Source organism: Streptomyces sp. NPDC052225, from assembly GCF_040679615.1.
Classification (GTDB): domain Bacteria; phylum Actinomycetota; class Actinomycetes; order Streptomycetales; family Streptomycetaceae; genus Streptomyces.
In genome coordinates this window covers 1-22,116 of record NZ_JBFAVD010000020.1, presented here as the reverse complement: position 1 = coordinate 22,116, position 22,116 = coordinate 1, and the positions used below count along the sequence as shown (strand labels likewise).

The 22,116-nt window shown below is 71.1% G+C and carries 19 protein-coding genes and 2 pseudogenes; 16 read left to right on the top strand and 5 right to left on the bottom strand.

Features of this window, described 5'->3' with window-relative positions; translation table 11 throughout:
* Positions 1 to 118 precede the first annotated feature (118 nt).
* The 12 genes from rsmI to AB0L37_RS26240 all read left to right on the top strand — a co-directional run bounded on the left by rsmI (position 119) and on the right by AB0L37_RS26240 (position 14,274).
* Positions 119 to 1,012: a 16S rRNA (cytidine(1402)-2'-O)-methyltransferase gene (gene rsmI / locus AB0L37_RS26295; protein WP_365510175.1), complete on the top strand. Its 894-nt coding sequence runs from the start codon at positions 119 to 121 to the stop codon at positions 1,010 to 1,012.
* A 198-nt stretch (positions 1,013 to 1,210) separates the two neighbouring features.
* Complete coding sequence (locus AB0L37_RS26290; protein ID WP_365510173.1) at positions 1,211 to 1,651, top strand: hypothetical protein; 441 nt, start codon at positions 1,211 to 1,213, stop codon at positions 1,649 to 1,651.
* A 19-nt stretch (positions 1,652 to 1,670) separates the two neighbouring features.
* Positions 1,671 to 2,549 (top strand): TatD family hydrolase, encoded by an 879-nt coding sequence (locus AB0L37_RS26285; RefSeq protein WP_365510170.1) that lies wholly within the window; start codon positions 1,671 to 1,673, stop codon positions 2,547 to 2,549.
* 151 nt (positions 2,550 to 2,700) lie between these two features.
* Positions 2,701 to 4,107, top strand: a complete 1,407-nt coding sequence (locus AB0L37_RS26280; protein WP_365510167.1) for a ubiquitin-like domain-containing protein — start codon at positions 2,701 to 2,703, stop codon at positions 4,105 to 4,107.
* Between the two features lie 160 nt (positions 4,108 to 4,267).
* On the top strand, positions 4,268 to 5,140 hold the full coding sequence (gene rsmA / locus AB0L37_RS26275) for a 16S rRNA (adenine(1518)-N(6)/adenine(1519)-N(6))-dimethyltransferase RsmA (protein ID WP_365510165.1): 873 nt from the start codon (positions 4,268 to 4,270) through the stop codon (positions 5,138 to 5,140).
* Entirely contained in the window at positions 5,137 to 6,024 is an 888-nt protein-coding gene (locus tag AB0L37_RS26270; protein WP_365510162.1) for a 4-(cytidine 5'-diphospho)-2-C-methyl-D-erythritol kinase, read from the top strand. The genes rsmA and AB0L37_RS26270 overlap by 4 nt, the downstream gene beginning before the upstream one ends.
* Before the next feature lie 92 nt (positions 6,025 to 6,116).
* Positions 6,117 to 6,410 (top strand): hypothetical protein, encoded by a 294-nt coding sequence (locus AB0L37_RS26265; protein ID WP_365510159.1) that lies wholly within the window; start codon positions 6,117 to 6,119, stop codon positions 6,408 to 6,410.
* 2 nt (positions 6,411 to 6,412) lie between these two features.
* Positions 6,413 to 7,342 carry a DUF4328 domain-containing protein gene (locus tag AB0L37_RS26260; RefSeq protein ID WP_365510156.1) on the top strand — a complete coding sequence of 310 codons (930 nt, stop codon included), beginning with the start codon at positions 6,413 to 6,415 and terminating at the stop codon, positions 7,340 to 7,342.
* A gap of 95 nt (positions 7,343 to 7,437) precedes the next feature.
* Positions 7,438 to 9,243: an ABC-F family ATP-binding cassette domain-containing protein gene (locus AB0L37_RS26255; RefSeq protein ID WP_365510153.1), complete on the top strand. Its 1,806-nt coding sequence runs from the start codon at positions 7,438 to 7,440 to the stop codon at positions 9,241 to 9,243.
* Between the two features lie 247 nt (positions 9,244 to 9,490).
* Positions 9,491 to 11,311, top strand: coding sequence for a PQQ-binding-like beta-propeller repeat protein (locus AB0L37_RS26250; protein WP_365510150.1), 1,821 nt, complete (start codon positions 9,491 to 9,493; stop codon positions 11,309 to 11,311).
* Positions 11,312 to 11,376: 65 nt separating this feature from the next.
* Positions 11,377 to 13,278, top strand: a complete 1,902-nt coding sequence (locus AB0L37_RS26245) for a PQQ-binding-like beta-propeller repeat protein (protein WP_365510147.1) — start codon at positions 11,377 to 11,379, stop codon at positions 13,276 to 13,278.
* A 261-nt stretch (positions 13,279 to 13,539) separates the two neighbouring features.
* Positions 13,540 to 14,274 carry a LuxR C-terminal-related transcriptional regulator gene (locus AB0L37_RS26240; protein ID WP_365510144.1) on the top strand — a complete coding sequence of 245 codons (735 nt, stop codon included), beginning with the start codon at positions 13,540 to 13,542 and terminating at the stop codon, positions 14,272 to 14,274.
* A gap of 333 nt (positions 14,275 to 14,607) precedes the next feature.
* Here AB0L37_RS26240 and AB0L37_RS26235 read toward each other — a convergent pair whose 3' ends face one another.
* Together AB0L37_RS26235 and AB0L37_RS26230 are read right to left on the bottom strand one after the other, a co-directional pair.
* The gene (locus tag AB0L37_RS26235) at positions 14,608 to 14,892 is read right to left on the bottom strand and encodes a hypothetical protein (RefSeq protein ID WP_365510141.1); all 285 of its coding nucleotides are present in this window, start codon (positions 14,890 to 14,892) and stop codon (positions 14,608 to 14,610) included.
* An 18-nt stretch (positions 14,893 to 14,910) separates the two neighbouring features.
* Positions 14,911 to 16,593, bottom strand: coding sequence for a sodium:solute symporter family protein (locus AB0L37_RS26230; RefSeq protein WP_365510138.1), 1,683 nt, complete (start codon positions 16,591 to 16,593; stop codon positions 14,911 to 14,913).
* 277 nt (positions 16,594 to 16,870) lie between these two features.
* On the opposite strand from AB0L37_RS26230, the gene galT reads away from it, so the two are divergent.
* Genes galT through galK form a run of 3 tightly spaced genes read left to right on the top strand, consistent with a single transcriptional unit; the run spans position 16,871 to position 20,100 of the window.
* On the top strand, positions 16,871 to 17,935 hold the full coding sequence (gene galT, locus AB0L37_RS26225) for a galactose-1-phosphate uridylyltransferase (protein WP_365510135.1): 1,065 nt from the start codon (positions 16,871 to 16,873) through the stop codon (positions 17,933 to 17,935).
* The gene (gene galE / locus AB0L37_RS26220; protein ID WP_365510132.1) at positions 17,935 to 18,897 is read left to right on the top strand and encodes a UDP-glucose 4-epimerase GalE; all 963 of its coding nucleotides are present in this window, start codon (positions 17,935 to 17,937) and stop codon (positions 18,895 to 18,897) included. Before galT ends, galE begins: the two co-directional genes overlap by 1 nt.
* A 27-nt stretch (positions 18,898 to 18,924) precedes the next feature.
* The gene (gene galK, locus AB0L37_RS26215; protein ID WP_365510129.1) at positions 18,925 to 20,100 is read left to right on the top strand and encodes a galactokinase; all 1,176 of its coding nucleotides are present in this window, start codon (positions 18,925 to 18,927) and stop codon (positions 20,098 to 20,100) included.
* Between the two features lie 96 nt (positions 20,101 to 20,196).
* On the opposite strand, the pseudogene AB0L37_RS26210 reads toward galK, so the two are convergent.
* From AB0L37_RS26210 to AB0L37_RS26200, 3 genes and pseudogenes are all read right to left on the bottom strand, one after another.
* A pseudogene (locus AB0L37_RS26210) lies at positions 20,197 to 20,301 on the bottom strand (N-acetyltransferase); the annotation flags it as partial.
* Positions 20,302 to 20,365: 64 nt separating this feature from the next.
* Positions 20,366 to 20,470: pseudogene (locus AB0L37_RS26205) on the bottom strand (N-acetyltransferase); the annotation flags it as partial.
* Between the two features lie 64 nt (positions 20,471 to 20,534).
* Positions 20,535 to 20,990, bottom strand: coding sequence for a GNAT family N-acetyltransferase (locus tag AB0L37_RS26200; protein ID WP_365510126.1), 456 nt, complete (start codon positions 20,988 to 20,990; stop codon positions 20,535 to 20,537).
* A 250-nt stretch (positions 20,991 to 21,240) separates the two neighbouring features.
* Here AB0L37_RS26200 and AB0L37_RS26195 point away from each other — a divergent pair, with 250 nt between their 5' ends.
* The gene (locus tag AB0L37_RS26195) at positions 21,241 to 21,990 is read left to right on the top strand and encodes a response regulator transcription factor (protein WP_365510123.1); all 750 of its coding nucleotides are present in this window, start codon (positions 21,241 to 21,243) and stop codon (positions 21,988 to 21,990) included.
* The last annotated feature ends 126 nt before the right edge of the window (positions 21,991 to 22,116 follow it).

Sequence of the window (22,116 nt, the reverse complement as noted above, 5' to 3'; positions counted from 1 at the left end):
TGCTCGTACGAGGCGCTGGTCGGGGTCGGCTTGGACGACGACGCGGTACTGGTCACCGCGCCATCGTAGGGAACCGCGCTGTGCGAGTCCCGTGCGCCGTCCCTGCGAGGATGGAACCGTGACAGGAAGCCTTGATTCCCCCCAGTCCGCCGGCTCGGCCGGAACGCTCGTGCTGGCCGGCACGCCCATCGGGGCCATCTCGGACGCGCCGCCGCGGCTCGCCCAGGAGCTGGCCGTCGCCGATGTCGTCGCCGCCGAGGACACCCGGCGCATGAAGCGGCTCACGCAGGCGCTGGGTGTGCAGGTCAGCGGGCGGGTCGTGTCGTACTTCGAGGGCAACGAGGCCGCCCGCACCCCCGAACTCGTCGAGGCGCTGCTCGCCGGGTCGCGCGTACTGCTCGTGACCGACGCGGGGATGCCGTCCGTGTCCGACCCCGGGTACCGGCTCGTGGCCGCCGCCGTCGAGCGGGACATCAAGGTCACCGCCGTACCGGGGCCGTCCGCCGTGCTGACCGCGCTCGCGCTGTCCGGTCTGCCCGTCGACCGGTTCTGCTTCGAGGGCTTCCTGCCGCGCAAGGCGGGCGAGCGCCTGAGCCGCCTGAAGGACGTTGCCGACGAGCGTCGCACCCTCGTCTACTTCGAGGCCCCGCACCGCCTCGACGACACCCTCGCCGCGATGGTCGAGGCGTTCGGCGAGACGCGGCGGGCCGCCGTGTGCCGCGAGCTCACCAAGACGTACGAGGAGGTCAGGCGCGGTCCCCTCAAGGAGCTCGCCGAGTGGGCGGCGGAGGGCGTACGCGGCGAGATCACCGTCGTCGTCGAGGGCGCCCCCGAGAAGTCGGGCGACGACCTCACCCCCGATGAGCTGGTACGCAGGGTGCGGGTGCGCGAGGAGGCGGGGGAGCGGCGCAAGGAGGCCATCGCGGCCGTCGCGCAGGAGGCGGGGCTACCCAAGCGCGAGGTCTTCGATGCCGTGGTGGCGGCAAAGAATGCGGATCGAGCCACCCCATAGGTGCGTAAAGGACTAACCTGAAATGCAAAGCGAAGACCGGGCAGCAGGGCCTTTTCGACAGGGAAAAGCCAAATCGGCTCCAACAGTCGACAGGTCTTTTGCGTTCGGCCCGCCGGAGGCGTCCACTGGTTGAAGGGACGCACCCGTCCCCACGCTGCCTTTACGGCAGCGCTTGTCCAGCGGACAAGAGGAGCTGGCATGAGCGAGTTCGCGGTCTCCAAGACGGTCACCGGTGCGCAGGCACCCTCCGTACCCAACCGCAGCGCGGCGATATCCATCGCCCACGAGTCGTATTCCTTCGCCTGCATGCGCTGCGGGCACGGCTGGGAGCAGTCCTACGAGATTGAGCACCACGTCGACGGGGACGGCGGGGAGTTCGTGATGTACGTGGTGAACGGCGAGCGCGTGCCGTCACCCCTGACCCGTCCCACCTGCCTCAACTGCGACGGCCATGTCGTACGGATCATGCAGGCGGGCACCGTCTCGCGTGCCCTGCCGCACCACCGCGTCCCGCAGGCCGGGCCCGTCGAGGTCCCGGAGCCGGACTCCGCCGAGCGCACCAAGCACCACCACTGGCACCTCTCCGACCTGCTGCACCCCTTCAGTCACCACCACAAGGACACTCCGCCGGCGTCGTAGGACTTCGTAGGATCGGGGCATGAGCCCCCACGCCAAGGACGTCACCCCGCCGCCGCTGCCCGCGCCTCTCTCGGTCGAGGTCGCCGACTCCCACACCCACCTGGACATGCAGGCGGGCACCGTGGAGGAGGGCCTCGCCAAGGCGGCGTCGGTGGGCGTGACGACCGTCGTGCAGGTCGGCTGCGACCTGAACGGATCGCGCTGGGCCGCCGATCTCGCGGCCGCCCACGCGCGTGTGCACGCGACCGTCGCCCTGCACCCGAACGAAGCGCCCCGCATCGTCCACGGCGACCCCGACGGCTGGTCGCGCCAGGGCGCCCGTGAGCCGCTCGGCGACGCCGGGCTCGACGAGGCACTCGCGGAGATCGACCGGCTCGCCGCGCTCCCGCAGGTCAAGGGCGTCGGCGAGACCGGCCTCGACTACTTCCGTACGGGACCCGAGGGCAAGGCCGCCCAGGAGCGGTCGTTCCGCGCGCACATCGAGATCGCCAAGCGGCACGGCAAGGCCCTCGTCATCCACGACCGCGAGGCCCACGAGGATGTGCTACGCGTCCTGAAGGAAGAGGGCGCGCCCGAGCGCACCGTCTTCCACTGCTATTCCGGCGACGCGGAGATGGCCCAAGTCTGCGCACGCAACGGCTACTTCATGTCGTTCGCCGGCAATATGACCTTCAAGAACGCGCAGCCGTTGCGCGACGCGCTCGCCGTGGCGCCCCTCGAACTCGTCCTCGTGGAGACCGACGCGCCTTTCCTGACACCCGCTCCGTACCGCGGTCGGCCTAATGCCCCATATCTCATTCCGGTCACGCTCCGCGCCATGGCCGCGGTGCGGGGGATCGGGGAGGACGCCCTCGCGACCGCGGTGTCCGCCAACACGGCCCGCGCTTTTGGTTACTGACCGATAACGACCGGACCCGTACACCTTCGGGCAGAGTCGCGACACTGCGTAGTCGCGCTGCTTTGGAGAGTGAGGGGCGCTCCGCTAGGTTCTGCTCGCCCGACCCGCCCTCGCTCCGGGGGCGGAACCCTGGAGCGCCTGGAGCGTCGTCGTGAGCAGTTCGCCGTACGAGACGTACGAGACGTACCAGCCGTCGTACGGCGGCGGCGGTGGTGGCGGTGGTGCGACGCCCCCGTACGAGCCGCAGCCGCCGTCGCCTGACTCGTACGCGCCCTACGAGACGTATGCCGCCCAGGGCACCGACACCTACCGGCCCGCCTACGCGTACGAGCCCGCGCAGGAGCAGGCGGCCGCGCCCACCGAGCCGCGGCTGCCGCGCCAGGCGCCCGCGCCCGCGTCGGCCTCCGACGGCGGTGGCCGGGCCGCCGCGCGCCGTGCCGCGCGGCGCAGGAAGACCGACCAGCGGCCCGAGACCCTGCGCAGGCTGCTCCCGCAGGCGCTCGTCGTCGCCTTCCTGGCGGGCGGCACCTCCGCGTTCGTCGCCAACGACAAGGCGATCCAGCTCACCGTCGACGGCAAGGAACGCACCCTGTACACCTTCGCCGACGACGTCACCGAACTCCTCGCCGACGAAGGCGTCGAGATCGGCGAGCACGACCTCGTCGCACCGGCCCCCGGTGCCGCCCTGGCCAGCGGCGACGAGGTCGCCGTCCGCTACGGCCGCCCCGTCCAGCTCACCCTCGACGGGCAGCGCCGCGAGGTGTGGACGACCGCGGGCACCGTCGAGGGGGCACTGAAACAGCTCGGGGTGCGGGCCGAGGGCGCCTACGTCTCCGCGTCCCGCTCCAAGCGCATCGACCGGCACGGGCTCGACCTCGACGTCCGCACCGAGCGCAGCGTCACGATCATGGCCGACGGGCGGCGCCGCACCATCCGCACCAACGCGGCGAGCGTGCGCGAAGCCGTCGACGAGGCCGGGATCTCGCTGCGCGGCCAGGACACCACGTCCGTGCCGCAGGACAGCTTCCCGCGCGACGGGCAGACCATCACCGTGATGCGGGTGACCGGCACCAAGGAAGTCCGCGAGGAGCCGATCCCGTACGCCACCGAGCGCACCCAGGACGCCACGCTCTTCCAGGGCACGGAGGTCGTGACCCGGGCCGGGGAGCCCGGCATGAGGCGGGTCACGTACGCGATGCGCACCGTCAACGGCGTCAAGCAGAAGCCGCGCCGCGTGCGGACCGAGGTCGTGCGCGAGCCCCGCACGCAGCTCGTGAAGGTCGGCACGAAGCCGATGCCCACGTCCGTGGCCGGGGCGGACTCCCTGAACTGGTCCGGGCTCGCCGCCTGCGAATCGGGCGGGCGCCCGGGCGCGACGGACGCGACCGGCACGTACGGGGGCCTGTACCAGTTCGACACCCAGACCTGGCAGAGCCTCGGCGGTTCGGGCCGCCCCCAGGACGCGTCGGCCTCGGAACAGACGTACCGCGCGAAGAAGCTCTACGTCCGCCGCGGCGCCAGCCCGTGGCCCCACTGCGGGCCGCGCCTGCACGGGTAGGCTCCGCCTCGCCGCCTCGGGCAATCTGCCGCCAAGGGCGGCAGGGTGGGCAAGGCGGCCCCCCCCCCCAGCGCGGGGCGAGCGCTTCAGCGGGCCCGCACCCCGCCCCCCCGGCAGCGCTCACGCCAGGCTCCCACCCGGGCGCGGCTACCCTTGACCGGTGAGCACCACAGACCCCCAAGGCCCCCTTCTCGGCGCCGCAGACATCCGCGAGCTCGCGGCAGCCCTCGGCGTCCGGCCGACCAAGCAGCGCGGGCAGAACTTCGTCATCGACGCCAACACGGTCCGCCGCATCGTCCGTACCGCGGACGTCACCGAGGACGACGTGGTCGTCGAGGTCGGCCCGGGCCTCGGTTCGCTCACCCTCGCGCTGCTCGACGTCGCCCGGCACGTCACCGCGGTGGAGATCGACGACACGCTCGCCGCCGCGCTGCCCGCCACCATCGCGGCCCGCCTCCCGGCGAAGAAGGGCGCGTTCGACCTCGTCAACATCGACGCGATGCAGGTCACCGAGCTCCCGGGCCCGGCCCCGACCGCGCTGGTCGCGAACCTGCCGTACAACGTCGCGGTCCCCGTCCTGCTGCACATGCTCGACACCTTCCCGACCATCGAGCGCACCCTCGTCATGGTCCAGGCCGAGGTCGCCGACCGCCTCGCCGCAGGACCCGGCTCGCGTGTCTACGGCGTCCCGTCCGTGAAGGCCAACTGGTACGCGGAGGTCAAGCGCGCGGGCTCCATCGGCCGCAACGTCTTCTGGCCCGCGCCGAACGTCGACAGCGGACTCGTCTCGCTCGTGCGCCGCAGCGAGCCGATCGCCACGACCGCGTCGAGGCAGGAGGTGTTCGCCGTCGTCGACGCCGCGTTCGCCCAGCGCCGCAAGACGCTGCGCGCCGCCCTCGCGGGCTGGGCTGGTTCGGCCGCCGCCGCCGAGGAGGCGCTCGTCGCGGCCGGTGTCTCGCCGCAGGCGCGCGGCGAGGCCCTGACGGTCGAGGAGTTCGCCCGGATCGCCGAGCACAAGGCGGTCGCGCAGTGAGCGTGAGCGTCCGCGTCCCCGCCAAGGTCAACGTCCAGCTCGCGGTCGGTGCCGCCCGCCCCGACGGCTTCCACGACCTGGCCAACGTCTTCCTTGCCGTCGGCCTGTACGACGAGGTGACGGTGGCCCCCGCCGACTCCCTCGCTCTTACGTGCACCGGCCCGGGAAGCGATCAAGTCCCCCTGGACCGTACGAACTTGGCGGCCCGCGCCGCCATCGCGCTCGCCGAACGGCACGGCATCAGCCCTGACGTCCGTATCCACATCGCGAAGGACATCCCCGTCGCGGGCGGCATGGCGGGCGGCTCGGCGGACGCGGCCGGCGCCCTCGTCGCCTGCGACGCGCTGTGGGGCACCGACGCGTCGCGCGCCGAACTCCTCGACATCTGCGCCGAGTTGGGCAGCGACGTGCCGTTCAGCCTGGTCGGCGGGGCGGCGCTCGGCACCGGGCGCGGCGAGAAGCTCCGACTCCTCGACGTGGGCGGGCAGTTCTGGTGGGTGTTCGCCGTCGCGGACGGCGGGCTCTCCACCCCCGCCGTGTACCGCGAGTTCGACCGGCTCACCCCCGAGGCCCCCGAACCGGTCGCCTCGCCGGCCCTGCTCGACGCGCTGCGCACCGGGGACGTCCACGCCCTCGCGGCGACCGTCACCAACGACCTCCAGCCCGCCGCGCTCTCCCTCTTCCCGTCCCTGAAGGCCACGCTCGACGCGGGCACGGCGGGCGGCGCGCTCGCCGCGCTCGTCTCCGGCTCGGGCCCGACGACCGCGTTCCTCGCGGCGGACGAGGCGGCGGCGCACCGGGTGGCCGGGGCGCTCGCCGCGTCCGGGACGTGCCGGGCGGTCCGCGTGGCGGCCTCTCCGGCGCCGGGCGCCACCCTGGTCTGAAGCGCACGCACGCATCCACGTACACGTACTCAGTGGTGAGTTGAGTACGTGCGCGCTGTCCGGGTGATCGCGGCCGCGCCACTCTTACGTCCATGAAGACCACCGGACGCCGCCGTCGCCGCCTGCGCCGCGCCGCACTCCCGATCGGCACGGTCGCCCTGTTCGGCCTGCACGCGGCGCTCGCCTCGCGCGGCCACCCGCTGCCGCCGCCGGCCATCGGCGGACCGCAGGCGCGGATCGCCGGGCCGCGGGAGGTCGTCGTGCTCGGGCGGGTGGCGGCGGGCCGGTGCGGAAGAGTTATCCACAGGCCGGTACGGCGTGCGGCCGGTCCCCGTAATCTGATGTTGCCGACAAGCGGAGCGGGGACGGGGAATCGGGGGGCCTGACCATGGAGTGCACACGATGCCGATCGGCGTTCGTGGGGGCGGACGGACGCTGCCCGCGCTGTGACGGGACGCCGACGGCCTACGCGGCCCCGCCGCCACCGCAGCAGCCCGCACCGAACCCCTATGCGCCGCCCGCCCCACCGGCGTACGGCTACGGGAACCCGCAGTACGGAGCGCCTCAGCACGGGACCCCTCAGCACGGGACCCCGCAGCACGGAGCCCAGCCGTACGCGGCCCCGCAGTACGGCGGCCACCCCGGCTACCCGGGCCCGGGCGTCGGCGCCGCCGCCATGCGCCCGCCGGCCCGTCTGTCCGGGCTGAGCACCGCGGTCACCGTCCTCATCGGCCTCGTCTGCGCCTTCGCGCTGCTGCGCGTGATCGCCGACTTCCGCCTGTACGACGCCCTCGGCAGCATCTGGACGACGAACCTGGACGAGGCGGAGTCCATCGACGACTTCCGGCGCACTTCGATCGTCCTGATCTTCCTGGGCTTCCTCGCGGCGGCCCCGGTGTTCCTGGTCTGGTTCCACAAGGCGCGGGCCAACGCGGAGGGCCTCGCCCCCGGCCGCCACCGGCACGGCACGGGGATGGCCGTCGGCGCCTGGTTCATCCCGTTCGCCAACTGGTGGATACCGAAGGCGATGACCGACGACATCGTCGCCGCGAGCCAGGGCGCCCCGCGCCCCGGCGGCCTCGGCGTGGTCAACGGCTGGTGGGCGTGCTGGGTGATCTCCAGCGTCCTCGCGGGCTTCGGCTGGCCGATGTACGCGAACGCGATGGACGACTCGAACCCGTCGCTGGAAGGCGCCCGCACCGCGACGATGGTCCTCATCGGCTCGAACCTGACACTCCTGGCCGCGGGCATCTGCGCGATCGTCATGGTCCGCACCGTCAGCACCCTCCAGGACACCCGCCTCGGGCTGCGGTTCTGAGAGCCGGCCACCGAGGCCCGCCGCGTCGCACCCGCCACGGCGACTACGCTTGAAGGTCGGCCCACCATCCGAGGGCCCACCGTGGCAGGAGCGAAATGGCAGTCAATCTGGTCAACGTCGAGAACGTCTCGAAGGTCTACGGCACCCGTGCCCTGCTCGACGGCGTCTCCCTCGGCGTATCGGAAGGTGACCGGATCGGAGTGGTCGGGCGCAACGGAGACGGGAAGACGACCCTCATCCGCATGCTCGCCAAGCTGGAGGAGGCCGACACCGGGCGGATCACGCACAGCGGCGGCCTGCGCCTGGGCGTCCTGACGCAGCACGACTCCCTCGACCCCGAGGCGACCGTGCGGCACGAGGTGATCGGCGACCTCGCCGACCACGAATGGGCGGGCAGCGCCAAGATCCGCGACGTCCTGACCGGCCTGTTCGGCGGTCTCGACCTGCCCGGCTTCCCGCAGGGCCTGGACACCGTGATCGGTCCGCTCTCCGGTGGCGAGCGGCGTCGTATCGCGCTCGCCAAGCTGCTCATCGACGACCCGGACCTGCTCGTCCTCGACGAGCCGACCAACCACCTCGACGTCGAGGGCATCGCCTGGCTGGCCCGCCACCTCCAGGCCCGCCGCTCCGCCCTCGTCTGCGTCACGCACGACCGCTGGTTCCTCGACCAGGTCTGCACCCGCATGTGGGACGTCCAGCGCGGTGACGTCTACGAGTACGAGGGCGGCTACTCGGACTACGTGTTCGCGCGCGCCGAGCGGGAGCGGATCGCCGCGACCGAGGAGGCCAAGCGGCAGAACCTGATGCGCAAGGAGCTGGCCTGGCTGCGCCGCGGCGCCCCGGCCCGCACCTCCAAGCCGCGCTACCGCATCGAGGCGGCCAACGAACTGATCGCCGATGTGCCGGAGCCGCGCGACAAGAGCGAACTGATGAAGTTCGCCAACGCACGGCTCGGCAAGACGGTCTTCGACCTGGAGGACGTGACGATCCAGGCCGGGCCCAAGCTGCTGCTCAAGCACCTGACCTGGCAGCTCGGCCCGGGCGACCGCGTCGGCCTCGTCGGGGTGAACGGGGCGGGCAAGACGTCCCTGCTGCGCGCCCTCGCGGACGCCGCCACCAGCCAGGGCGATGTGCAGCCCGCCGCCGGGAAGATCGTCGTCGGCAAGACCGTCCGGCTGGCCTACCTGTCGCAGGACGTGACCGAACTCCCGCCCGCGCTGCGGGTGCTGGAGGCCGTGCAGCAGATCCGCGACCGCGTGGACCTGGGCAAGGGCCGCGAGATGACCGCGGGCCAGCTGTGCGAGCAGTTCGGCTTCGGCAAGGAGAAGCAGTGGACGCCGGTCGGCGACCTCTCCGGCGGTGAGCGCCGCCGCCTTCAGCTCCTGCGCCTGCTGATGGACGAGCCGAACGTGCTGTTCCTCGACGAGCCCACGAACGACCTCGACATCGAGACCCTGACCCAGCTGGAGGACCTGCTCGACGGCTGGCCCGGGTCCATGGTCGTCATCTCCCACGACCGGTTCTTCATCGAGCGCACCACCGACACGACGTTCGCGCTGCTCGGCGACGCCACGCTGCGGATGCTGCCGCGCGGCATCGAGGAGTACCTGGAGCGCAGGCAGCGGATGATCGAGGCGGCCGTGCCGACGCCCGCCGCGGCCCCCGCCGCCGAGAAGCCCGGCGTCTCCGCCGCCGATGCCCGCGCCGCCAAGAAGGAACTCCAGAAGATCGAGCGGCAGCTGGACAAGATCTCCACCCGCGAGACCAAGCTGCACGCCCAGATCGCCGACAACGCCACGGACTTCGCGAAGGTGGCCGAGCTGGACGCGGAGCTGCGCGAACTGGTGGGGGAGCGCGAGGAGTTGGAGATGCGCTGGCTGGAGCTCGCCGAAGACGCGTGACGGGCGGCGCAGGCGGCGGGTGCCAGTCGGCGCACATGACGCGTGAAGGACGCGTGCAAGGCGCGTAACAGACGCATCACGGGCCGGTCCTCCCTTGGGCACAGGGGTTGGATCGGCCCTGTGTGCGAGTGCACCGAGTGATAGAAAGGGCGGCTGGGGGCGGCCTGAGCGCACCCCGTGTCCGACCTGAGAACGTCCGGAAAACACCCAGGCGTGCCGGTACATCAGCAGAGAAGGGGGAGCGCTGATGACTCAGCCGCCCAACCAGCCGCCGTCCGGCGGCTTCGGAGCACCGCAGGATCAGCCCGGGTCCCCGCAGACGCCGCCACCGCCGGCGGCCCCGCCGCAGGCGCCCCCGGCGCAGCCCGGGTACGGCTACCCGCAACAGCAGCAGCCGGGCCCGTACGGACAGGCCCCGCAGCCGGGCCCGTACGCCCAGCAGCCCGGACCCTACGGCCAGCCGCAGCAGCCGGGCCCCTACGGCCAGCCCCAGCAGCCGGGCCCGTACGCCCAGCAGCCGGGCCCCTACGGGCAGCAGCCGCAGTACGGCTACCCGCCGCAGCAGCCGCCCGGCGCGCCCGTCCCGCCCTCCGGCGGTGGCGGCGGCATCAAGGGCAGGACGTGGGCGATCGTCGGCGGCGCCGTCGCGCTGCTGCTCGTCGCGGGCGGTGTGGTGGTCGCCGTGTCCGGCGGTGACGACGACAAGAAGGACGACGAGGCCGGCAAGAACAAGGACCCCAAGGCTTCTTCCTCCGCCTCGGCGCCGGTCAACCCGGGCGACGGCCAGGGCGACGGCCACGCCGGCGAGGAGGACCTCAACGCGGGCCGCCAGGACGGCGAGGCGAAGGTCCTCTGGTACAAGACGGCGCCCAAGGTGCCCGGTTCGGGCGCGGACGCCCCCGGTATGTGGATCACCGACAAGATCGCGGTGAAGGCGGCGTACAAGGAGGTCCTGGCCTACGACGTCGCGGACGGCAAGATCAGCTGGCCCGCCGTCGAGCTGCCGCAGAAGATCTGCTCCGTCACGAAGACGCCGTCCGCCGACGGGAAGATCGTCGTGGCGTACATGAGCGGCAACACCGACAAGGCCAACTGCAACCAGGTGCAGGAGATCGACCTCGCCACCGGCAAGAAGGGCTGGACGGCGAAGATCCCCGAGAAGGAGAACGACGACAGCTTCTTCGACGGGACCGGCTCCAGCATCGGCCTCAACTACGTCGGCGGCGACACCCTCATGGTCGGCCGCCAGATGTCCGGTGTCGGCCTGAGCGCCAAGGACGGCAAGAAGAAGTTCGCGGTCGAGGAGTACGGCACCGACTGCTTCCCCAAGGCGTACACCGGCGACAGCAAGAAGCTGCTCTCCGTGGCGTCCTGCGGCGCGGGCGGCAACAACCCGCACGAGGAGCTGCGCCAGCTCGACCCCGACACCGGCAAGGCCCTGTGGACGAAGAAGTTCCCCAAGGACTGGCAGATCGGGAACGTGTACTCGGTCAGCCCGCTCGTCGTCTACAGCACCAACGAGGACGACAAGAAGTACAACATCGCCGCGTTCAAGGGGAACACGAGCGCGGTCCAGGCCGAGGTCGGCGTCGACAAGCTCGACACGGGCTGCGGCGCGGGCGCGTTCTCCTTCTCCCTCAACCGCGATCTGAGCGGCTGCCAGGGCGCAGTCGTCGACACGAGCACGCTGTACATGCCGACGCAGGGCAAGACCGGCGGCGCCAACGAGATCGTCGCGATCAGCCTCACCAGCGGCAAGGAGCGGTGGCGCGTCAAGTCCCCCGAGGACCAGTCGATGTTCCCGGTGAAGACCGAGGGCGGCGCCGTGATCGCGTACATGGAGGCCGGTTACGGGGGTGAGGGCGGCCGCGTCCTGAAGATCGGGACGGCGTCCGGCACGCACCAGCCGAAGACGCTGTTGCAGAACCCGGCGGGTACGGCGTCGATCGAGAGCGGCTTCTACTCCAAGGACGTCGCGTACGCGGACGGGCGCTTCTACCTCTCGGCCACCAACCTGTCCGGCAGCGCCAAGGGTCAGCAGAAGCTGATGCTGGCGTACGGCGACTGACGTCACAGACGCCCCTCCCGCCCCCTCCCGTCCCCTATATCGCAAGGCCCCGAGGTATCGACGCCATGACGCAGCCGCCCCAGCAGCCCCCACAGCCTCCCCAGCAGCCGCCGCAGCCCCCGAGCGGGCCGCCGCAGGACGCGTTCAGCAAGCAGCCCGAGAAGCCCGAGCAGCCGCAGGACACGCCGCCCGCCCCGCCGGCCGGTGGCTTCGGCGCGCCCACCCCGCCCCCGCCCGGCGGCTTCGGCGCCCCCGTGCCGCCCCCGCCGCAGGGCGCACCGGCCGCCCCGGCCGCCCCGGCAGGACCGGCGTACGGCTACCCGCAGCCGCCCGCCGCCCCGCAGGGCCAGCCCGGCTACGGCTACCCCGGCCAGCAGCCGCAGCAGCCTCCGACCCCCGCGTACGGTCAACAGCCGTACGGGCAGCAGCAGTTCGCCCCCGGCCAGCAGCCCTACGGCCAGCAGCCGCAGTACGGCTACCCGCAGCCGCCCACCGCGCCGATGCCGCCGGCCGGCGGCGGTGGCGGCAAGAAGTCCGTCTCGCCGGTCGTGTGGATCGTGACGGCGGCGGTCGTCGTCATCGCCCTGATCGTCGGCGGCGGCTTCCTGTACGCCGGTTCCGACGACGGCGGCAAGGACGACTCCTCGAACTCCGCCCACGGCAAGAAGGGCGGCGGCAAGGGCAAGGACAGCCCCGGCCTCGGCGGCGCGGGGCAGGAGAAGGTGCCGGGCAGCACCTCCGCGCAGATCACCATGCAGTTGCCGGCCCCCAAGGTCGGCAAGGACAACGTCGACAGCGTCAAGGGCTCCTGGCTGACCGACAAGACGTACGCCAAGGCGGGCGTCAACGAGATCGTCGGCTACGACGCCACGACCGGCAAGAAGACCTGGACCCTCGACCTGCCCGGCCAGACCTGCGGCGCCACGACCTCGGTCACCAAGGACGCCCTGGCCGCCGTCGTCAGCGAGGACGCCAAGCGTCCCAAGGACGGCGCGCACCAGACCTGCTCCCAGGTCACCCTCTTCGACGTGAACAGCGGCGAGAAGAAGTGGACGAAGAGCATCGGCTCGGGCGACGAGGCCATCCCGTTCGAGGAACTGTCCATCACCGGCGACACGTTGGCGGCCGGCGGCGGTCTGCGCGGCGGCGCCGCGTTCGACATCAAGTCCGGCAAGATCCTCTGGAAGCCGCAGCAGGGCACCTGCGAGGACGTCGGCTACGCCGGCGGCGAGCAGCTCCTCGCGGTCCGCAAGTGCGGCGACTACGACAACGAGAAGTACGAGGTCCAGCTCCTGGACCCGACGTCGGGCCGCCCCAAGTGGACGTACAAGCTGGCCAGCGGCGTCGACAACGCGAAGCTCCTGTCGACGAACCCGGTGGTCATCGGCGTCGGCGCGGGTGACAACTCCGCGGGCACGATCAGCGACATCTTCTCGATGGACGAGAACGGCAAGCTGATCACGAAGATCTCCATCGACGACGAGAAGTACGACTTCGACTGCGAGGTCGGCCACATCGAGGGCTGCACCAAGGTCGTCGTCGGCAACGGCCGCGTCTACCTGGCCACCCGCCAGCACGACGCGGGCGGCGACATCGGCCAGACCAACGAGATCGTGTCGTACGACCTGAAGACCGGGAAGACCACGAGCGACCGGGCCGACGGCGGCGAGTACGAGATCTTCCCGATGCGCATGGACGGCGGCAACATCCTGGCGTACAAGGACGGCCCGTACGACAAGGGCAGCCAGATCGTCACCCTCGACCCCAAGACCATGAAGCAGACGACGCTTCTGGAGACCCCGGCGACGGAGACGGTCAAGGACGCGATCAGCAGCATGGTCCCGGGCAACTCCGGCTCCGAACTGCTGTACTCCAACGGCCGGTTGTACTTCGGCAAGGCCCTGATCAGCGCGCCGTACTCGGCGGACGAGAAGGACTACACGGCGATCGGCTTCGTGGCGAAGTAGCCGCCTGAGCAGCAGCGAGGGCCCCGCACCCGGTCACCAGGGCGCGGGGCCCTCGCCGTACGCGCTCCCGTGCCCCAATCACCCCTGAAAGGCGGGGATTTCAGCATTCAGGGCCGCTTCTGACCGGTAGGGGGCGCGCAACGTCGAACAAGCGTGTAGCTTCCGGGGGATGAAGAAGGACGGGGAGTCGGGGGGCTCGCTCGTCCATGGGGGGTCCAGGGGTCGTGTGCGGCTCCTGTGGCGAACTGGGGGGTTGGCTCGATGGGAGTGCGGCTCATGGTGGTCGACGACCACCGACTGCTCGCCGAGGCGCTGGCCTCGGCCCTGAAGCTGCGCGGGCACCGGGTGCTCGCCGCCGCCGCGCCCGCCGCGGGCGCGGCCGAACTGGTCATCTCGCGCGCCCCGGAGGTCTGTCTCCTGGGCACGGCGACCCCGGCGGAACCGGGCACGTTCGACCCGGTGGTCCGCATCAAGCGCGAACGCCCGCAGGTGGCGGTGGTCGTCCTCGGCCCGGTCCCGTCCCCGCGCGGCATCGCGGCGGCCTTCGCCGCGGGCGCCTCCGGTTACGTACGCCACGACGAGCGCATAGAAGGCGTCGAGCGTGCGCTGATGAAGGCGCGGGCGGGCGAGGCGGCCGTGGCCCCCGCCCTGCTCCAGGGCGCGTTCAGTGAACTGTTGAACCCGGCCGCGCAGCCCGACGACGAGGGGCAGCGGCTCCTCCAGATGCTCACCCCGCGCGAGGTCGAGGTCCTGGTCAGGGTCGCCGACGGCGAGGACACCCGGCTGATCGCGGCCGGCATGGGCATCGCCCCGTCCACGGCCCGTACGCACGTCCAGCGCGTCCTGATGAAACTGGGCGTCGGCTCCCGCCTGGAGGCGGCGGCCCTCGCGGCGCGCACGGGGCTCCTCGACCGGGCGGGACCGGTCCCGCCGAGCGCCTCCGGATCCGCCCAGCCCTCGACGGCACCCTCGTCCTCGCCCGAAGCGGAATCCTGAGCTATAGTCGATCTTGCGCTCGTCACCGCAACACGCGGTGCAGGGCGATGCGTTGGTGGTCCAAGGAAAGACGCCCCGCTTCCTGCGGGGAAATGCAGGTGCAAGGCCTGCCCGGCGCTCCACATCACGTCCCGCTCCGCTTCGGCGCAGCGGGACGTCGTGCGTTCGGCGTGCTGCCTCTCAGGGCCGCGGAGCCTTGAGAGGCATGGCCGCAAGCCACCGGCGGGCCCGCGCGGGCCGAGCCGTACCGCCCACGCCGAGCCGAAAGAGCCGGAGCCCATCTCCGTGGAGGAAGATGAACTCCGGCTCCTCAGGGGCGCGTTGCCGAGGCCGCTACGGCTGCTCGGACTCCTCCGGTGTCGGCGGGGCCGTCGGGCGGAGCTTCAGCCAGACCAGGAAGAACAGGCCCAGGACGAGCATGCCGAGACCCGTCCAGAGGTTGATGTTGATGTTCTCGGCCTTCTTGAGGTCCGCGTCGGACGCCGTGATGCCGGCGATCGTGACGATGACTCCGTAGAGGACGAACAGGCCGCCGATGATGCGACGGATGTCGAAGAGGCGGGCCGCCGTCGCCGACTTGCGCTCCAACTCGGAGACTTCGTTCTGGAGTTCAGACATGAGAGACGTCGCCTCCGATCAGAGGGAGTAGGGGAGGTAGCACAGGGCGGCGAGGACGATCGCGCCCCAGCCGAGCAGGGCCGGCTTGCGGTACCAGGCGTCGTCGCCCTCGGCGGGCGGCTCCTCCAGGCCCGGGGCCGTCGTGCCGTAGACGAGACCGGCGAGCTCCGCCTCCGGCTTGGGGGCCGTGAAGAGGGTGACGACGACCATGACGACCGCGCCCGCGACGAAGCCGACGATCGCCGAGACGAAGTTGGCGCCCTGGTCGGTCGGGATGTCGATGACGCCCTGCTTGTAGATCCAGAAGTAGTTCAGCATCGCCGCCGTGGTGCCGGCCACCAGGCCCCAGACACCGGACTTCATGGACGCGCGCTTCCAGAACATGCCGATGATGAAGACCACGAACATCGGGACGTTGAAGAAGGAGAACAGCGTCTGGAGGTAACCCATGATGTTCGAGAAGGACGAGGCGATGAAGGCCGTGCCTATGGAGAGCACCACGCCGATCGCGGTGATCAGACGACCGAACTTCAGGTAGTAGCCGTCGGGCTTGTCCGTCTTCACGTACTTGGCCCAGATGTCGTACGTGAACACCGTGTTGAAGGACGACACGTTCGCCGCCATGCCTGCCATGAAGGCGGCCAGGAGGCCCGTCACCGCGATGCCGAGGACACCGTTGGGGAGCAGTTCCTGCATCAGGTACGGGATCGCGTCGTTGTACGTCAGGTCCGAGCCGGCCATGCCGATCTTCGGGACCAGGACCGCGGCGACCATGCCCGGGATCATCACCAGGAAGACGATGAAGATCTTCGGGAAGGCGGCGATGAGCGGGGTGCGCTGGGCCGCGCTCAGGTTCTTCGCCGACAGGGCGCGCTGGACCTCCGCGAAGTTGGTGGTCCAGTAGCCGAAGGAGAGCACGAAGCCCAGGCCGAGGATGATCGTCAGCCAGTTCGCGCCGAGCGGGTTGGCCTGGCCGATGCCGGTGCCGCCCCACGCCGAGAGGAAGTTGTGGCCGTGCGCGGACTCCAGGGAGTCCGTCATGCCGCCCCAGCCGCCGACGCGCTTGAGGCCGATGATGCAGATCGGTATGAGGGCCGCCAGGATCACGAAGAACTGGAGGACCTCGTTGTAGATGGCCGAGGAGAGGCCGCCGATCGTGATGTACGCGAGGACGAAGACGCCCGCGACCACGATGGCCACCCACTGCGGCCAGCCGAGCAGCGCCTCGACGACGATCGACAGGGCGTAGAGGTTCACGCCCGCGATCAGGATCGCCGCGAAGGCGAAGAGGACCGAGCTGAGCAGGTGCGCCGACTTGTCGAAGCGCTGGAGCAGGAACTCCGGCACCGAGCGGACCTTGCTGCGGTAGTAGAACGGCATCATGACCAGGCCGAGGAAGACCATGGCCGGGATGGCGCCGATCCAGTACCAGTGGACGACCGCGACGCCGTACTGCGCGCCGGTCGCCGCCATGCCGAGGATCTCGGTCGCGCCCAGGTTGGCCGCGACGAAGGCGAGGCCGGTCACCCACGCGGGCAGGGAGCGGCCGGACAGGAAGAAGTCGAGGCTGGTCTTCACCGAGCGGCGGGCCGCGAAGCCGATGCCGAGGACGACGACGAAGTAGATCGCGAGGATCGCGTAGTCGAGGCCGTTGGTGGGCAGCCGTAGCCCTGCCGCCAGCGTTGTTGTGGGGGACTGCATGGGGAACTCGCTTCGTTGCGCGAACTTTCGAACTCAAACAACCCGGAACCTACGCCTCCGGCTCCAAGAAGTGAACAGTTCGAGTGGTGTTCTTTGTTTGATTGTGATCGACGCCTCCAGGTGAAGTGATCAGGTCAGCACAGAAAGTGCACAGCCCTCCTTGGCGCCGGTCCCTTGCCCATCTCTTGACTCGCCTGTTGGCTTATGCTTTGTTGTGTTCGGTTCTGTTTGGTTATCCCGTGTGTGCCGTGCAGGCGCGATGAGGAGCATCGGTCTCGTGAAGAAGACGTCGACCCGCCTTGCCGATGGGCGCGAGCTCATCTACTACGACTCGCGCGACGACGTCGTCCGGGACGCCGTGGACCGCCGGCCCCTGGAGCCCACGGTCACCACGTCCGAGGTGCGCCGTGACCCGCTGCTCGGCGACGCGGTCGCGATCGCCTCGCACCGCCAGGGCCGCACCTACCACCCGCCGGCCGACGAGTGCCCGCTGTGCCCGTCCGAGGGCGAGCGGCTGAGCGAGATCCCCGACTCCTCGTACGACGTGGTCGTCTTCGAGAACCGCTTCCCCTCGCTCGCCGGTGACGCGGGGCGCTGCGAGGTGGTGTGCTTCACCTCCGACCACAACAAGTCCTTCGCCGACCTCAGTGAGGAGCAGGCCGGACTCGTCCTGGAGGCGTGGACCGACCGCACCGCGGAGCTCTCCCACCTCGACTCCGTCGAGCAGGTCTTCTGCTTCGAGAACCGCGGCGCCGAGATCGGCGTGACCCTCGGCCACCCGCACGGCCAGATCTACGGCTACCCCTTCACCACACCGCGTACGGCACTGATGCTGCGCTCGGCCGCCGAGTACAAGGAGCAGACCGGCGGCCGCAACCTCTTCGCCGACGTCGTGGACAAGGAGCGGGAGGACGGGTCGCGGATCGTCCTGGAGGGCGAGCACTGGGTGGCCTTCGTGCCGTACGCCGCGCACTGGCCGTACGAGGTGCACCTCTACCCCAGGCGCCAGGTGCCGGACCTGCTCGGGCTGGACGACGAGGCGCGCACAGAGTTCCCCAAGATCTATCTGGAACTCTTGAGGCGCTTCGACCGGATCTTCGGGGAGGACCAGCCGGTGACGCCGTACATCGCGGCCTGGCACCAGGCGCCGTTCGGCACGCTGGACGAGTTCGAGGGTGTCAACCGTGACGACTTCGCGCTGCACCTCGAGCTTTTCACCATCCGCCGCACTTCCGGCAAGCTGAAGTTCCTCGCGGGTTCCGAGTCCGGCATGAGCGTGTTCATCAACGACGTGCCGCCGGAGACCGCGGCCGAGCGACTGCGAGAGGTAGCGAGCAAGTAATGGGTAAGTACCTGGTGACCGGCGGCGCCGGCTATGTCGGCAGCGTCGTCGCGCAGCACCTCCTTGAGGCGGGCCATGAGGTCACCGTCCTCGACAACCTCTCCACCGGCTTCCGCGTAGGCGTCCCCGCCGGGGCGGCCTTCATCGAGGCCGACATCCGCGACGCGGGCAAGCACCTCGACGACTCGTACGACGCCGTGCTGCACTTCGCCGCCTTCTCGCAGGTCGGCGAGTCCGTCGTGAAGCCCGAGAAGTACTGGGACAACAACGTCGGCGGCACGATGGAACTGCTCGCCGCGATGCGCACGGCGGGCGTGAAGAAGCTGGTCTTCTCCTCCACCGCCGCCACCTACGGCGAGCCGGTGAACACCCCGATCACCGAGTCCGACCCGACGGCCCCCACCTCGCCGTACGGCGCCTCGAAGCTCGCCGTCGACCACATGATCACCGGTGAGGCGGCCGCGCACGGGCTCGCCGCGGTGTCGCTGCGGTACTTCAACGTCGCGGGCGCGTACGGCAGTTGCGGCGAGCGCCACGACCCCGAGTCGCACCTCATCCCGCTCGTCCTTCAGGTCGCGCAGGGCAGGCGCGAAGCCATCTCGGTCTACGGCGACGACTACCCGACGCCGGACGGCACCTGCATCCGCGACTACATCCACGTCGCCGACCTCGCCGAGGCCCACCTCCTCGCCGTCGAGGCCGCGCAGCCCGGCGAGCACCTGATCTGCAACCTGGGCAACGGCAACGGGTTCTCCGTCCGCGAGGTCATCGAGACCGTCCGCCAGGTCACCGGGCACCCGATCCCCGAGGTCGCCGCCCCGCGCCGCGGCGGCGACCCGGCCGTCCTGGTCGCCTCGGCCGCCACCGCGCGCGAGCGCCTCGGCTGGAACCCGTCCCGCGCGGACCTCGCGGGAATCGTCGCCGACGCCTGGCAGTTCGCCCAGGCGCGCCAGCAGTCGTAAGACGCAAGCAGGGCTAGGAGCCAACTCATGTCTGTCGCCGCGCAGTTCACCGATCTGTACGGGTACGAGCCCTCGGGTGTGTGGGCGGCCCCCGGCCGCGTCAACCTCATCGGCGAGTACACCGACTTCAACGAGGGCTTCGTCATGCCGCTCGCGCTGCCGCACACCGCGGTCGCGGCGGTCGCCAGGCGGACCGACGGGGTGCTGCGCCTGCACTCCGCCGACATCGACGCCCCCGTCGCCGAACTGCGCGTCGACGAACTGACCCCGCTCGGCACGTACGGGCAGGGCGGCTGGGCCGCGTACCCGGCGGGCGTCGTGTGGGCGCTGCGCGACGCGGGGCACGCGATCACCGGCGCGGACATCCACCTCGCCTCGACCGTGCCGACCGGTGCGGGCCTGTCCTCGTCGGCGGCGCTCGAAGTCGTGACGGCGTTCGCGCTCAACGACCTGTACGAACTCGGTCTCACCGCGCCGGAGTTGGCGGTCCTCGCGCAGCGCGCCGAGAACGTCTTCGTCGGTGTGCCGTGCGGCGTGATGGATCAGATGGCGTCCGCGTGCGCGACCGAGGGGCACGCGCTGCACCTCGACTGCCGTGACCTGTCGCTCCGTCAGGTCCCGTTCGACCTGGCCTCCCAGGGGCTTCAGCTGCTCGTCGTCGACACCCGCGTCAAGCACGAGCTGGGCGACGGCGCGTACGCGGAGCGCCGCGCCGGCTGCGAGGAGGGCGCGCGCGTCCTCGGCGTCTCGCACCTGCGGGACGTGGCGTACGCCGAACTGGCCGACGCCCTCGCGACGTTGGAGCGGTCGGGGGTGGACGAGAAGGTCGTCCGCTACGTCCGGCACATCGTCTCCGACGACCACCGGGTCGAGCGCGTCATCGATCTGCTCGACTCCGGCGACGTCCGTGCCATCGGCCCGGTCCTCAACGAGGGCCACGTCTCGCTCCGCGACGACCTGCGGATCTCCTGCCCCGAGCTGGACCTGGTCGTCGCCACGGCGAACGCCTCCGGCGCGATCGGCGCCCGGATGACGGGCGGCGGCTTCGGCGGCTCGGCGATCGTCCTGGTCGAGACCGGCGACGCCGAGGCCGTCACGAAGGCCGTCCTCGCCGCCTTCGACGAGGCCGGGTTCACGACGCCGCGGGTCTTCCCGGCGGTGCCTTCGCAGGGCGCCCGCCGGGAGAGCACAACCGCTTCGTGAGCGTGAACTCCTTGACTCCCAGCGGGTAGTCCGGCACCACGGCGACCGCGCTCCGCGCACGGGCCCAGGTCTCCACGCGGGAGTTGACGCAGCGGCTCAGGCCAGTCGTTTGGTGAGGGTGAACTCCTTGACTCCCGGTGGGTAGTCGGGCACGACGGCGACCACGTCGTAGCCGTGCTGCCGGTAGAAGCCGGGGGCCTGGCTGTGTCTCGTAGTGCGCTCCGCGCACGGGCCCAGGTCTCCACGCGGGAGTTGACGCAGCGGCTCAGGCCAGTCGTTTGGTGAGGGTGAACTCCTTGACTCCCGGTGGGTAGTCGGGCACGACGGCGACCACGTCGTAGCCGTGCTGCCGGTAGAAGCCGGGGGCCTGGCTGTGTCTCGTAGTGCGCTCCGCGCACGGGCCCAGGTCTCCACGCGGGAGTTGACGCGGCCGCTCAGGCCAGTCGTTTGGTGAGGGTGAACTCCTTGACTCCCGGTGGGTAGTCCGGGACCACGGCGACCACGTCGTAGCCGTGCTGCCGGTAGAAGCCGGGCGCCTGGAAGTCCCAGGTCTCCACGCGGGAGTTGACGCAGTCGCGCTCCTCGTGCGCGATCCGCTCGGCCCGCGCGAGCAGGCGCGAGCCGAGGCCCGCACCGCGGTGCCGGGCGTCGACCCAGAGCAGGTTCACATGCAGCCAGGTCGCCCAGGTGTGCGCGTCGAGCCCGGCGGCCAGTGAGCCGTCGTCCGCCAATGCCCATACCTGGAGCGGGGTTTCGCGCTCGGCCGGCGTGCCGCGCAGTTCGCGCAGCGCGGGCGACGCCGCCGTGTTGGTCTCCTGGAGCAGCGACCGGAGCAGAAGCCCGCGCTCTTTGTCGACTTCTGTCTCAATGCGAAACATGGGCCTCACCATAAACGCGCTGGACAGTCGCGGGTCGGTCAACGGCAACCAGTTCTGCGAATTGGCTTCCCCTCCCGGCCGTCGGCCCTACTCTGAGGACAGCACCGGTGGGGGCCGGTGCTGATCAGGGGGCGAGACAGCCGGGTACGACGCCCGGAGTGGGGGTAGCAGTTCGGTACGGCGGCGGCCGTGCGGCTGCGGTGACCTGCGCTTCGGGCGCCGTACCTGCGTTGGTCCGTCCCCCGACCAGTGGGGGTTATCAGTGGTTCGCATACGCGTACTTGTCGTCGACGACCATCGCATCTTCGCCGAGTCTCTCGCCGCGGCGCTCGCCGCCGAGCCCGACGTCGACGTATCCGCGGCCGGCAGCGGCCCCGCCGCCCTGCGCTGCCTCGACCGGGCGGCCGCCGAGGGGCGCAGATTCGATGTGCTGCTCGTCGACGCGGACCTCGGTGCCGCGTCCCTCCAGGGCATGCGCCCGCCCACCGTCGTGCCCGACAGTGCCGCGCAGGACGGCCTGGTCGACGGCATCTCCCTGGTCGCCGGCGTCCGCTCCGGCCAGCCCGCCGTCCGTACGGTGGTGCTCGCCGAGCGGGACGATCCGCGCCGGGCGGCGCTCGCGCTCCAGGCCGGTGCGTCGGGCTGGGTCGCCAAGGACTGTTCCCTGTCGCGCCTGTTGACCGTCATACGGGGAGTGCTGCGGGACGAGACGCATCTGCCGCCGGCGCTCCTGACCGGGGTCCTGCGCGAGCTGACGGCCGCGCGCAAGCACCGTACGGAGTCGGAGCGGCTCGTGGAGTCCCTCACGCCCCGCGAGCGCGAGGTGCTGCGCTGCATGGTGGCGGGGCTCGGCCGCAAGGCGGTGGCGGAGCGGCTGTTCCTGTCCCCGCACACGGTACGGACGCATATGCAGAACGTGCTGGGGAAGCTCGGGGTCCACTCGACGCTGGCCGCGGTCGCTCTGGCGCGGCGGGCGGGGGTCGGGCCGGTCGATCTGGAGGCCGCCAGCTGATCGTCTGCGGGTGAGTGGGGGCTGGTCGCGCAGTTCCCCGCGCCCCTAAAGGCGAGCGGCTTCGCCGCTCAGCCTTTATCGGGGAAATGCGACGCGAAGCGTCTGCATTTCAGGGGCGCGGGGAAC